Source organism: Exiguobacterium sp. SH3S3 (assembly GCF_004337115.1).
Lineage (GTDB): Bacteria > Bacillota > Bacilli > Exiguobacteriales > Exiguobacteriaceae > Exiguobacterium > Exiguobacterium aurantiacum_A.
Genome location: NZ_SJUU01000003.1, coordinates 111,734 through 124,999, shown reverse-complemented (window position 1 = coordinate 124,999; position 13,266 = coordinate 111,734). Strand labels below are relative to the sequence as shown.

General features: G+C 52.9%; 11 protein-coding genes and 1 pseudogene. 5 read left to right on the top strand and 7 right to left on the bottom strand.

The window, feature by feature from the left end; translation table 11 throughout:
* Positions 1–43 precede the first annotated feature (43 nt).
* A pseudogene (locus EVJ28_RS04020) lies at positions 44–751 on the top strand (RNA-guided endonuclease TnpB family protein); the annotation flags it as partial.
* A gap of 168 nt (positions 752–919) precedes the next feature.
* Here EVJ28_RS04020 and EVJ28_RS04015 read toward each other — a convergent pair.
* Together EVJ28_RS04015 and EVJ28_RS04010 are read right to left on the bottom strand one after the other, a co-directional pair.
* Positions 920–1,594 (bottom strand): LrgB family protein, encoded by a 675-nt coding sequence (locus tag EVJ28_RS04015; protein WP_131457946.1) that lies wholly within the window; start codon positions 1,592–1,594, stop codon positions 920–922.
* Complete coding sequence (locus EVJ28_RS04010; RefSeq protein WP_131488053.1) at positions 1,591–1,947, bottom strand: CidA/LrgA family protein; 357 nt, start codon at positions 1,945–1,947, stop codon at positions 1,591–1,593. The genes EVJ28_RS04015 and EVJ28_RS04010 overlap by 4 nt, the downstream gene beginning before the upstream one ends.
* A gap of 151 nt (positions 1,948–2,098) precedes the next feature.
* Between EVJ28_RS04010 and EVJ28_RS04005 the strand changes: the two genes are divergently transcribed.
* Positions 2,099–2,836 carry a YwqG family protein gene (locus EVJ28_RS04005; protein ID WP_131488049.1) on the top strand — a complete coding sequence of 246 codons (738 nt, stop codon included), beginning with the start codon at positions 2,099–2,101 and terminating at the stop codon, positions 2,834–2,836.
* Between the two features lie 49 nt (positions 2,837–2,885).
* On the opposite strand, the gene EVJ28_RS04000 is transcribed toward EVJ28_RS04005, so the two are convergent.
* A complete protein-coding gene (locus tag EVJ28_RS04000) occupies positions 2,886–6,032 on the bottom strand; it encodes an efflux RND transporter permease subunit (protein ID WP_131470250.1) in 3,147 nt (1,048 codons plus the stop codon).
* A gap of 28 nt (positions 6,033–6,060) precedes the next feature.
* Positions 6,061–6,627 carry a TetR/AcrR family transcriptional regulator gene (locus EVJ28_RS03995; RefSeq protein WP_131457942.1) on the bottom strand — a complete coding sequence of 189 codons (567 nt, stop codon included), beginning with the start codon at positions 6,625–6,627 and terminating at the stop codon, positions 6,061–6,063.
* A gap of 227 nt (positions 6,628–6,854) precedes the next feature.
* Between EVJ28_RS03995 and EVJ28_RS03990 the strand changes: the two genes are divergently transcribed.
* The 3 genes from EVJ28_RS03990 (at position 6,855) to EVJ28_RS03980 (ending at position 10,401) form a co-directional block, all read left to right on the top strand.
* The gene (locus EVJ28_RS03990; protein WP_131457941.1) at positions 6,855–7,925 is read left to right on the top strand and encodes a Fe(3+) ABC transporter substrate-binding protein; all 1,071 of its coding nucleotides are present in this window, start codon (positions 6,855–6,857) and stop codon (positions 7,923–7,925) included.
* A 131-nt stretch (positions 7,926–8,056) separates the two neighbouring features.
* Positions 8,057–9,694 (top strand): ABC transporter permease, encoded by a 1,638-nt coding sequence (locus tag EVJ28_RS03985; RefSeq protein WP_131457940.1) that lies wholly within the window; start codon positions 8,057–8,059, stop codon positions 9,692–9,694.
* The gene (locus EVJ28_RS03980; RefSeq protein ID WP_131457939.1) at positions 9,694–10,401 is read left to right on the top strand and encodes an ABC transporter ATP-binding protein; all 708 of its coding nucleotides are present in this window, start codon (positions 9,694–9,696) and stop codon (positions 10,399–10,401) included. The genes EVJ28_RS03985 and EVJ28_RS03980 overlap by 1 nt, the downstream gene beginning before the upstream one ends.
* A gap of 52 nt (positions 10,402–10,453) precedes the next feature.
* Here the strand turns inward: EVJ28_RS03980 and EVJ28_RS03975 are convergent, their stop codons facing one another.
* The 3 genes from EVJ28_RS03975 to EVJ28_RS03965 form a co-directional block, all read right to left on the bottom strand.
* Positions 10,454–10,900: a hypothetical protein gene (locus EVJ28_RS03975; RefSeq protein ID WP_131457938.1), complete on the bottom strand. Its 447-nt coding sequence runs from the start codon at positions 10,898–10,900 to the stop codon at positions 10,454–10,456.
* Between the two features lie 105 nt (positions 10,901–11,005).
* On the bottom strand, positions 11,006–11,902 hold the full coding sequence (locus tag EVJ28_RS03970) for a class F sortase (RefSeq protein ID WP_131488047.1): 897 nt from the start codon (positions 11,900–11,902) through the stop codon (positions 11,006–11,008).
* Between the two features lie 18 nt (positions 11,903–11,920).
* Positions 11,921–13,261 (bottom strand): globin family protein, encoded by a 1,341-nt coding sequence (locus EVJ28_RS03965; RefSeq protein WP_131488045.1) that lies wholly within the window; start codon positions 13,259–13,261, stop codon positions 11,921–11,923.
* Positions 13,262–13,266 lie beyond the last annotated feature (5 nt).

Below are 13,266 nucleotides of genomic sequence, written 5' to 3'. Positions count from 1 at the left end.
GAATCATCCTGACGCCGGGTGTGAAGGAGGGACAGACATGCTGAAGGTCGGATTCATCCGCTTCACACAGCACCGAATCTTCGACGGCGAGATCCGGTCGGCGACCGTGTCGATGACGAAGACGGGCAAGTTCTTCGTGTCGCTCCTCGTCGAGCAGCCCGACGAGCCGTGGGTCCCGGCCGAGCACAAGATCGGGATCGACCTCGGCCTCGGGCACTTCGCCGTCATGACGAACGACGCGCTCGTGACGGAGAAGATCCCGAACCCGCGCAACCTGCGCGAGGCCGAGGCGCGGCTCAAACGGGCGCAGCGCGCTCTCTCCCGCAAGAAGCCCGGCAGCCGGAACCGCGAGAAGGCGCGGCTCCTGTTGGCCAAAAAGCATGAAAAGGTACGGAACCGCCGACATGACTTCCTCCACAAGCTGTCACGACGCATCGTCGACGAGAACCAAGTCGTCGTCGTCGAGACGCTGAAACCGAGGGAGATGATGCAGGACCGCCGCCTGGCAAAGTCGATCGGGGACGCCGGGTGGGGCGAGTTCGTCCGCCAGCTCGCCTACAAATGCAGGTTCCACGGCCGCACACTGATCCAGGCCGACCCGTGGTTCGCCTCGACCCAGGTCTGTTCGGCCTGTGGCGAGAACGGCGGCAAGAAGGACCTGCACGTCCGCGAGTGGACATGCGCCGTATGCGGCACGCACCATGACCGCGACGTCAACGCGAGCCTCAACCTGTTGGGTCTCGCCGACTGAAACACTCCAGGGCAGGGACTGCCCGACGAGCTTGGTCCACAACCGTGGCTAGTCAAAGCACGGTCTTCCCAAGAAGCTCCCACTTCAAGTTGCGAAGCAAATAAGTGGTGAGTAGTTCACTTATAATATGAGATGTCACATATTATGAAATATTTTGAACGATTGGCATTAGAAAAGGATAGGGAGCAACAACGGCAACAAAAACGACGTGAAGATGGCGGTCAGTCCCATTGCGGCACCACCGGTCGCGCCTGAGAGCGGATGTTCGGTCGCGGCTTGGGCTGTCCCGATGCCGTGGCTGATCGTCCCGAGGGCGAGTCCGCGCGTGAACGGGTCGGTCACGTTGAACATAGATAGAATCACTGGGCCGAGCATGGCGCCAAGGATGCCGCAGGCGACGGCGACCGAAGCGGCGAGCGCGGCGTCACCTTGTAACTGTCGTGCCAGCTCGAGCGCAATCGGCGAGGTCACCGATTTGACGGACAAGGCGAGCAAGACGTGATCCGTCAACTTGAGTGCGGTCCCGAGACCGACAGCGACGAAAATCGTTGATAACGTCCCGAACACGATGGCACCGAGTGCTCGTTTAGCCCGAGCGAGCAGGATCGGCAAGTTGCGATAGAGCGGCAAGCCGAGCGCCACTGTCGCCGGCCCGAGCAGTGTCGTGATCGCATCTTTCGCCGGCGCATACGTGTCGTACGTCTGTCCAGAGCCGAGCAATAACAAGATGAGCGTGAGCGTGCTCAAAAAGACGACGTTCGTGAACGGGGACGCCCATTTGAATGACAGCTTCCGGCTCAACATATAGACGGCAATGGTAATCAATATCCAGAAGACGGTCATGACGCCTCACCGTGTTTTCCGGAAACGAGTGCCGTCACGACGAGGCCGATCGTCATGCTAATGATCAAGGCGAGGAAGAGCGGAACGCCTTCCGCCTTTAAAAGCGAGCTATACGACATGAGCCCGACCGCGATCGGGATGAAGAAAAAGGCGAGGTGCTTCGTCAAGAAGCCGGCGCTATCTTCGATCCATTCGACGTGGATGATCCTGGTCATCAATAAGAGCAGTAACAGGACCATGCCGATGACGCTCCCTGGCACTTTTAAAGCGAGCACGGCGACGATCCAATTCCCGAGCGCGCTCAAGCCAAATAAGAGCGAAAGGCCGATAATCCATTTGATAAGACGTTGCATGTGATTCATCCTTTCGCATATACATTCAAAACGTATGAATTCTCTCAGACTTTCTTATGTCAGTCAAGATAGAGGCTGGGACAAAAAAGATAATGGGTACATACGTTCGGTGTGATAAACTACATGTATTCTAGACAAATGGGGTGTAAAGATGGAACTACACGTAGTAGAGCAGTTTATTCAAACGTATGGCCTTGAACACCGAGATGATATTTTGGCGGCGTTTTCGAAGCGTGTCAATTTAAAGCTTGTACCCCGAACGATGCGTGAAGAGGTTGCGATCGGCCACTCGAAATTTGGTGGGTATCCAGATTTACCGAGCGGGTCGGACCATCCTGGAGACAACTTGACATTTTTGGCGCAATTTCGCTTAAGCGACTTTGCCGGCTGTGAGTCGGTCGAGGCGCTTCCGAAAGAAGGGCTGCTGTCTTTCTTTTACGATCTTGAAGAACAACCGTGGGGTGACAAGGACGAACGTCATCTTTGGCGCGTCATTTATACGGAAGAGACGAGATTAGAGCGCATTCGAGTCGGTGAGGCACTCAATGAGCGGGCCGTCGCGTTCGAGGAATCCTACGCCCCGAACGTTGATCTACTATTCAATCTCATGACGGAAGACGAGTACACCGCCCTTGAAGCGTTGTTCGATGAAGGCGAGGTGCACGCGATTGGCGGACATCCGGACGAAATACAAAACGATGTGTTCGAAGAAATTGAAGACACGTACGGTGACCGCTTCAAGCGGCCGTTCCTGCTCTTCCAAATGGATTCGTCAGAAGAGCTCGATATCATGTTCGGCGATGTCGGGATTCTTTACTTTTTGATTCCGACAGAGGCGCTTCAGGCCCAACGATTCGAGGAGACCGAAATGATCATGCAATGTTACTGAACACAACAAAAAGAGATTTGACCGGCTCTCGGTCAAATCTCTTTTTGAATTATGCTTGTTGTTTCTTGCGGAATCGAGCGAAGAACTCATAGACGATTGGGACGATGAGCAACGTCAGTAACGTCGAACTTGTGAGTCCGCCGATGACGGTGACACCGAGACCTTTCGAGATGAGTGCGCCGCCTTCGAGTCCGAGGGCGAGTGGTGATAAGGCACCGATTGTCGCGAGCGCCGTCATGAGGATCGGACGGAGTCGCGTACCGGCTGCTTCAAGCAACGCTTCACGCGTCGATAGACCGGCTTCTTCTTTATGAATGACGCGGTCGATCAAGACGATCGCGTTTGTGACGACGATCCCGATCAACATGAGCGCACCGATCAAAGCAGATACGGAAATCGTTTCTCCCGTGATCAAGAGGGCGACGAGTCCGCCGATGATCGCGTAAGGGAGCGAGAACAATACGACGAACGGGGTGATGGCACCGCCGAACGTGACGACGAGCACCAAGTAGACGATGGCGATGGCTGCGAGCATCGCGAGGCCGAGCTGCGTGAACGATTCTTGAATCTGTTCTGTCACACCGCCGACGTCATACGAGACGCCAGTCGGGAGATCGATGTCAGAGACACGTTCTTCGATGGCGGCCGACGCTTCCGTCGCCTTGTCCGTGCTAAGTTCGACGCTGACGGTAGCAAGGAGCTTGCCGTCGCGCTGGACGAGTGTGTCCGGCGTCGTGCCTTCTTCGACTTCGATGAAGTCTGAGATTGGGCGCGGTCCGAACGGCGTCGTCACTTCTTGCGCTTGCAAGTCTTCAATGCTGTCATACGTGACTTGTTCCGTCGGGATGATGACGTCGAGCTGTTTGTCATCGATCGTCACACTGGCGAGCGGACTCGCTTGTGCTTGGAACTGACCGATCGTTTGAGCGAGTTGAGCGGCCGAGACGCCAGCTTCAGCTGCTGCTTGTTGATCGACGTTGAACGTGTACTGGACGTATGACTCACGAAGATCAGACGTCGCTTGGCGGACGTAGTCCGTCTCTTCTTCGATCGTCTCGATGAATGTCGGGACAATCGCTTCAAGATCTTCGAGCGAGTTAGCGTAGACGTTATACGTCACACCGCTCGTTCCGGCACCGCCGGCGAAGTTTTGTTCTTTCCATTCTCCGCCTGAGGCAAGTTCGTTCAATTGTTCGATGTCTGCCAATTTGACGTCGGCAAAGTCTTCTGTGTCCGGGTCGTACTGGACGATGAAGATCCCTTGCTTGTTATTCCCCGGGTTGAGCGGGTTTTCGCCACCGACCGTGAACTGGACGTCGGTCGCGTTCGGCTGGTCTTCCATAAAGTATGTCTCGGCGATCTCAGCAGCCGCGATCGAGTCGTCAAGCGTCTGTCCCGGTTCCGGGTCGAACGTGACGAACAGCGTCTTATCCGAACCTTGGTTCAAGAAGTTGACCCCGATGGCTGGGACGAGGGCGAAACTGCCGATCAAGAGAAGTGTCGCGAGTCCGAAGACGACGAGCTTATGGTTGAGTGACCAGTTGAGCACACCGCGGTACCATTCGGCAAGTTTACCGGGTCCTTCTTCCGGCTTCAGCTTGTCACGGTTTTTAAAGAACGAATCGGCCATCATCGGTACGACCGTGATCGCGACGAGGAGCGAAGCGAGCAAGGCGAAGACGACGGTCAAGGCGAACGGCAAGAACAGTTCGCCGACGAAGCCGGTCACGAAACCGAGCGGCAAGAAGACGGCGATCGTCACGATTGTTGATGACGCGATCGGGACGAACACTTCTTTCGTCGCGGCGATGATCAACGCTTTGCCGCGTAACGGTTCGTTCGGACGAGTGAGTCGACGATAAATGTTTTCGATGACGACAATCGAGTCATCGACGACGCGTCCAATCGCGACGGTCATCGCCCCGAGCGTCATGATGTTGAGCGTGATATCGAGTTGCTTCAAGACGATGAGCGCCATCAAGAGCGATAGCGGAATCGAGATGACAGCAATAATCGTCGAACGGAAGTTACGAAGGAACACTAAGATGATCAAAATGGCGAATAGTCCGCCGAGTAACGCCTTCGATACCATCGTCTCGACCGATGCTTCAATCGGCTGACCTTGGTCGAGTGTGATTGAGACGTTCGCCGTATCATATTCGGCCTCAAAGTCGTCTAAAATCGTTTTGACGGCGTTGACGACGTCGACGGTGTTCGCGTCTTGTGTCTTCGTCACTTGAATCCCGATCGAACGTTCTCCGTTCGACCGCGAGATCGATTCTTCGATGCCGCGGTCTTCGATTGTCGCGAGTTCGCTTAAAGCGACGGTCGGGACTGTTGTCGGCACATTCGCAGGTGGGACTGTGCCTGGGACTTCGCTTGGCAATTCAGGTGTCTCGCCAGCCGGGAATCCGCTTGGCGCCCCTGGGACAGTCGGTTCAGCAGCTGGAGCTGGTGAGTAGGGGATTTGCAGGTCACGGAACGCTTCGAGCGTCTCCGACTTCCCGTCGATGACGACGGCCTGTTCCGTATCCCCGAGCTCGTACAAGCCGAGCGCGATGCGGGCATCGTTTGCTTGAATCAACTGTTTGACCGCATCTTCTGTCAAGTTGTATTCAGCAAGTGCGGCCTCGTCGAAGCGAAGCTCGACGCGACGGACTTCTTGACCGGCGATTTGGACGAGCTGGGCACCTTCGACACCTTCAAGGGCCGGTTGGAGCTCGTCTTCGACAAGTTTTGTCAACTCAGCCAAATCGAGGCTTTCATCTGAAACGGCTGCCCCGACGACCGGGAAAGCGTCGAAGCTGAGGCGTGACACTTGCGGGTCTTGGACGGACTCTGGCAGCTCGACGTTGCTGAGTGCATCTTTGACCTGTTGTTCAGCCGCTTCCATATCCGTGCTGAAATCATAATCGATTTGAATGTTCGAAGCGTTTTGGAACGAAGACGAACGGACTTGTTCGACACCGTTCAAACTCTTCAAGCGATCTTCGAGCACGGAGCTCACTTCGTCGAGCACTTGTTCAGGGGAAGCACCGGGATAAATCGTCGTCACCGAGACGGTCGGTGTCGTGATGTCAGGCAGTGTCTCTAGTTTCATCGTCAGGCCGGCAAAGATTCCGGCGGCCGTTAAGATGATCGTCATCAACCAAACGGCAAACTTGTTGTTGACGGAGAAGGTCGTGATCTTTTGCATGGGGTTCATTTCTCCTCTAATAATTAGTCTAGTTTCCCGAATCGATGTGTCGGGCGCGCTCGATGAGTCGAGCGATAATGTCTTGTTTTAAAGCGGTAGGGGGGACGCCGACATTGAAGTGTTCGGACATCATCATCCCTTCAAGGGCGTAGCGGATGATCATCGTCTCGACGGGATCGCTCGTCTGTTGAAATCCGGCGAAGAACGTGTCGATATCGTGCTTCCAACGGTCGGCGTACGCTTGATCGACGGCGAATAACGTCAAGAAGGCGATCATCTTCTCGGCATCGATATGAATCGGTGAGCGTTCCGGATAGAGTTTCGTCTCATCGAATAAGCGGACGAACGCCTCGACCGGACCGTGGCCGTCAGCCTGAAGTGATTCGTATAAATCGTTTTGTTCGGTTTGAAGCCGTTCGACGATGGCGGTCAAAAGCGCTTCTTTCGACGGATAATGATATAACAGGCCACCTTTTGAGACACCAGCGGTCTTCGCGACTTCATCTAATGTCAATTGGTGCACACCGTGCTCCATGATGATCTCGGTTGCGGCATCTAACAGTTTTTGTTTCGTGATAGTTGATCGGTTTGTCATTGCGTCACTCCTTTCTGTACCGACCAGACGGTCTTTTCATTTCAACTATAGGCGCCCCATCATTTTGAAGTCAAGAAATGATATCGTCAAAACTGTTAAGTTATAAATACATAAGCAATGTCAACATTTTCAAAAAAAGGTTGACATGAGAATGATTATCATTGATTATAGTGATTGAGAGTAATTATCATTACCAACAAAGAGACTAAAACGTGGGGGAATTACAAATGAACAAAAAGTACATGGCACTTGGACTTTCAGCAGCACTTACGACATCACTGCTTGCGGCTTGCGCGAGCACTGAAGAGACGACTACTACGGGGGACAATGAGACGGCAGAAGAATCAAAAGTCGTCAACGTCTACTCGAGCCGTCATTACGATGTCGACAAAGAGCTCTACAAACAGTTCGAAGAAGAGACGGGCGTGAAAGTCAACGTCGTCGAAGGAAAAGGTGATGAACTTCTCGAACGTTTGAACACAGAAGGTGAGAACACGGAAGCGGATCTCTTCATTACTGCTGACGCCGGGAACTTGCACCAGGCAAAAGAAGCAGGGCATCTTCAAGCGGTCGATAGCGATGTGCTTGAGTCGAACATCCCAGAAAAATACCGTGACACGGACAAGGAATGGTTCGGTCTCACGAAGCGTGCACGTGTCATTGTCTACGCGAAAGATCGTGTGAAGCCGGAAGACTTGTCGACGTACGAAGCGCTCACGGAAGAACAGTGGAATGGGAAAGTGCTCGTTCGTCCATCTGAAAACATGTACAACATCTCGCTCCTCGCGTCATTCATCGAAGTGAACGGTGTCGACCAAGCGAAAGAATGGGCAGAAGGTCTTGTCAACAACATGGCACGTGACCCACAAGGGAACGATCGTGATCAAGCGAAAGCCGTCGTCGCCGGTGAAGGTGATGTGGCCATCATGAACACATACTACATGGGTCTCATGTTGAACTCAGAAGACGCGGAAGAGAAGAAAGTCGCTGAAGCGCTCGGTATCTTCTTCCCGAACCAAGACACGACAGGTACGCACGTCAACATCTCTGGAATCGCGATGACGAAAGCGGCAAAGAACTCTGACAACGCGAAGAAACTCATGGAGTTCATGTCTGACCCGTCAGCGCAAGAGCAGTTCGCAAGCGCCAACTACGAGTACCCGGTCAACGAATCAGTCGAGCCGAACGAGCTCCTCAAATCATGGGGTGAGTTCAAAGAACAAGATATCAACCTATCTGTTCTTGGTGAAAATCAGCAAGAAGCCATCCGCATCTTCAACGAAGCTGGTTGGAAATAAGACGACTTCGGCTTGAACGCATGTTCAGGCCGAAGGTTTTTGCGTTTCCTGACAGTCTAAAGGTATGACCGGGACGATGAAACTGATATGATGGGACAGGAAGTAAATGAAAGAAACGGGAGCTGTAAGACATGAACTGGTATGCAATCAAACGACAACTGAATGGATGGTCCATCCTGAGCTTTATCGCGTTGTCGTTTATCGTCCTGCCAGGAATCGTTGTCTTAGTAGAACTGTTCGCACCGGTCAATGACAATTGGCAACACATCCGCGAATATCTGCTGCCGACGTACGTGAGGAACACGTTGTTCATCATGCTCGTGACCGGTTTCTTGACGACCATCATCGGAACGAGCCTCGCTTGGTTCGTCACGGTGTATGACTTCCCGTTACGGCGATTCTTCAAATGGGCGCTCATCTTGCCGCTCGCAATCCCGCCGTATATCGGTGCTTACACGTATCATGGCATCTTGAACTACACCGGCGTCATCCAGACGACGCTGCGCAACGAGTTTGGCATCACCGTGGATCAGACGTACTTCAATATCATGACGATCCAAGGGACGATCTTCATCTTCACGTTGTTCTTGTATCCGTACATTTATACGATCACACGCGCGTTCCTACACAACCAGTCATCGTCGATGATCGAGAACGCCCGCATCCTCGGACGCGGGTCGTGGGATATCTTTTTCACCGTCGTCATCCCGATCTCGCGCGTCGCCATCATCGGTGGCGTCAGTCTCGTCTTGATGGAAGTGTTGAACGACTACGGCGTCGTCAAATACTTCGGGATCCAGACGTTCAGTACGGCCATCTTCAGCACGTGGTTCGGTATGAAAGACACGTCTTCAGCGTTAAAACTTGCCGGCACGCTCATGATCATCGTCATCGCCATCTTGATGGCGGAACGACTCGTCCGAGGCCGCAAGCAGTTCAGCTATGCGACGACAAAAGTGAAGCCGCTCAAGCCAAGACCGTTGAACGGCTGGCACCGCTACGCCGTGTTCGGTTACGTGGCGACGATCTTCGGTATCGCTTTTGCGATCCCGTTCATCCAACTCGTCGCTTGGACGTTCTTGACGTTCGAGCAAGTGTTCACGGCTGAATTTTTCCGCCTCGTCTGGAACACGGTGAGCGTCGCCTTTATCGCGACAATCATCATTCTCGTATTCGCACTCATCATCGCCAACTATACGCGGCTGTTCCCATCGAACATGACGCGCGTCATCTCGAAAGTGACGACGCTCGGCTACTCGATCCCGGGAGCGGCCATCGCCATCGCTGTCATCACGTTGTTCTTACTATTAGACGAATGGGTGCTAAAAGCAGCGCTCGCGCTCGATGTCGGACAGACGTTCGTGTTCCGGACGACGCTCATCATGCTCATCTTCGCCTACGTCATCCGTTTCCTCGCCATCGGTTACAACTCGATCGAGAGCGGATTCGAGAAAGTCGGGAAGTCGTTCACGGAAGCGTCACGTATGCTCGGTTGGGGCACGGTGCAGACGTTCTTCCGGGTCGATATCCCGATGATCAAAGGGGCGATCATGAGCGCGTTCATCCTCGTCTTCATCGATATTATGAAAGAGTTGCCGCTCACGCTGTTCTTGCAGCCGTTCAACTTCTCGACGCTTGCGACGCAGGCGTTCAAATATGTCAGTGATGAGAAGATTCACGAAGCGGCGCTCGCGTCGATCGTCATCGTTCTCATGAGCGGATTGTTAATCTTTGTGTTCCATAAGGTGCTTGATAAGGAGGCCGACTAATGTTTGTTCAAATCAACGATTTACACTTCAGCTATAAAGGTGCGCAAGCAGAGACGATCAAAGGGTTCTCGCTCTCGATCACGAAAGGCGAAATCGTATCCCTCCTCGGCGACAGCGGTTCGGGGAAAAGTACGATCTTGCGCCTGATCGCCGGTCTCGAGATGCCAAATCAAGGCGTCGTCGTCGTCAACGATTGCGTCTGTTGTGACGACTGCCAGTTTATGCCGCCCGAACAACGCGGCGTCGGCATGGTGTTTCAAGACTATGCGCTCTTCCCGCACATGACCGTTGAGAAGAACATCCGCTTCGGCCTCCATAAGCTCAGCCGGAAGGAGCGGAACGAACGGGTCGAGGAGATGCTCACGCTCGTGAACTTATCTGAGTTCCGACATCGCTATCCGTATGAGCTGAGCGGCGGTCAGCAGCAGCGTGTCGCGCTCGCGCGTGCGCTCGCACCGAAGCCGTCTCTCTTGATCTTAGACGAGCCGTTCAGTAACTTGGACACGTCGCTCCAACACCGGATCCGCGACGACTTGCGCCGTCTCCTCAAACAGACGGGCACGACGACGATCTTTGTCACGCACGACGAGGAAGACGCGGAAGCGCTCGCCGACCGTATCGTCTATCTCGGAGAAGGCAAAATTAAAAAGCAGGTCATGACGGAGAACAACAAGACGTTCAACCCGCAGATTCCTTGCTTTGTGTAAGTACGGCGCACTCATTGATCAAAAATGGGTGCGTCTTTTTTTGTGAAGTTCATTACTCAAAAAATCGATTGTCTAAAACGGACAGATGCTCCTGCCAATCCGACCAGTAGGACTGGAGTGATGTGATCAATCCATGCCCACCAAAGCTAATTGTACTTTCGTGGGACGCATAAATGATCCAGTTCATTTTTTGGTCAAACCAATAGCGTTCTAAATAACGACCTTCATAACAAGGATCTAATGAAGCGGTGTCGATTTGCCATAGTGTACGGTCCTCATGCAGTTCAAATATAAGCTCCGTCCCTTGGTCCCATACCCATTGGCGGATTTCTTCGATTTTTTGATCAACATCTTCAATATAATCGCTGTCGAATGCAATCACATCGAGTCGAGGAGAAGTGGAAAGAGGGTACCAATAATACGAATCGTTCACACCCCAAATGGTGCGAATTCTTCTCTTTAACTGATTTGCGAATGGTTGTGAAAGTCGAGTCCTCATGACTTGAAACTCCTTATCCTAAATCTATGTATTTTTTGCTACATTCACTATATATGGAAAACAGAAAAAATGCCCTTAGATTTTTTATCCAAGGGCGTTTCGTGTCTACTTCGCTGTCTGAGACGGCTTCGACTCATTTCCAAGCCGGTCGATCGCCGTCACGTAATACGTTGCCTGCCCGTTCGTGACTTCAACGCTCTTCCGGGCGTGTGACGGGACGCTCTCGATACGTGTCGCGTTCCCGTCGTTGACTTCATAGACACGGTAGCCGATGACGGCATCGTCACGGACCGCGTGCCATGTGAGCAAGTTACCGCTTAACGTGACGTTCGTCGGGGCGTCGAGTTCGACTGTCGACTTGATCTCGCTATCGACAAGCTCCGTGTAAACGACGAAACGTTGGTCATAACCGCCGTCCCCGAACGTACCGGAACACGTGATCAAGTTCAAGTTGCGATTCGACGTGGCGCCGAAGATCTCGTCGATCGGGGCATTTTTCGTGTCATAATTCTCTGTTTTTGTGACACGAAATAGCAGCGTGTTGCCGTTCTCGTCGATAATCGTCACGTCATCACCTGTCTTCAGTTGATCGAGTTCATAAAAGACGGCGGGCCCCGTCTTACTATCAACGTGTCCGGCGACGACGGCGTTGCCTTTACTGCCTGGTTTGACACCGGGTTCGAACCAGCCGACTTGATTCTCGTCAACGGGTACGCCCATCTGTCCGTTATCGAGCACGCCGACCTGTTCGATCGCGGTGTCGACATTGATGCTCGGGATTTGAATCTGGACAGGTGTCACGGCTTTAGTGCTTTCCTCTTCCTCGGCTAAACGAAGTTTCTTCACCTCTTCCTGTAGAAGTGAGAATTCAGCCGATAAATCTGGGCTCTCCTCTATTTGTTTTTCTTCTACAGGTGGTGATGACGATTCTTGAGCGCTCGTCCACGACCAGAAGCCAAAACAAAATAGAGAGAGCGCCAAAAACAAATGGCGCTTGTTCATTGGGCTCTCTCCTTTAGTTTATTGTTCTGATACTTTACGGTTGCGAAGCGTGACAAAGGCGAGCATGATTCCGCCAAGTATAGCAAGGCCAGCGTAAAGAGTATTCATTGATTGTGCTTGTGCACCACCGAGACCTGTTTCAGGCATCGCTTCCGGCATTGCTGTTTCAGCGAACTTGTCAGGCATTTGTGTCACGATCGCGTTACCAAGTGTTTCACCAACACCGAACATGAACGCGTATCCTTCACGGAATGACATCCAAGCTGCATCTGCGTCACCGGCTACATATTGATCAAACGTTTGGAGCACGAGTGCCTCATGTTGCATGATCGCTTCTTGACCGGCCGCTTGTGGCAAGTTGCCTTCTGTCGCTGCATCGAGGAACGTGCTGAAGTCGACAGCGAACTGATCGAGTTTCATGCGTGCTTCTTCGATTTTAGCTTCGTCGCCTTCAAGTGTTGCTGCGACGATGTCACCTTGTGCTGTGATGTGGTTCCCGTTCCATACTTTTTCAAACTGAGCCGCACCTTCGTCACCGTAGACCGAACCGATGGCTGCTTTAAAGTCGAGCGTGTTTTGATCTTCAGCCCAGCTGACGTAGTCGAAATCTTCCGCTTTGTCGTAGCCTTTTTGCATGCCGATCGCAGCGAGGGCAAAGTGTTCACCGGCGAGGCTGTTCAATGTCGAACGAAGCTCTACAGCTGGCGTGTCAGCAGGTGTCGGGAACTTGTCAGGCATTTGCGTGACGATTGCTCCTGAGAGGGCTTTACTGATGTCGAACATGAGCTTGTAGCCTTCACGGTATGTCATGTAAGCCGACTCGTAGTCACCGGCGACGTAGTTATCAAACACCGAGAGAACTTGGTCTTCGTGAAGTTCAAGGACGTCAGCGGCTGCTTCTTTCGGTAAGTTGCCTTCTGTCGCAGCATCGAGGAATGTCGAGAACTCTTCGACGAACTCATCGACTTCGGCTTCAGCCTCGGCACGAAGTTCTTTGTCGTCTGACTTGGCAGCTTCGACGAAGTCAGGCGAGTAGTCGTTATGGCCGGCGAAGATGTCTTCGAACTGAGCCGCGCCTGCATCACCGTAGATTGAGGCGATGGCTGGCGTCATGTCAAGCGCGTTTTGATCGAGTGCTTTCACTACGACTTCGGCATCAGGTGCCCCGTCGTAAGCTTTCATCATCGATGTGACGGCTAAGACATAATGCTCAGATAGTAATTGGTCGAGCGTGGCACGAAGGTCTCCAGCTGGTGTGCTCGCTGTTGGAGAGTGGTCAGCTGCCTGTGCGTTCAATGGTACGAGTAACCCCAGTGCCAGTGCCGGTGCAACAAATTTGTTCATTGTTTTTTTCTTCATGTTCA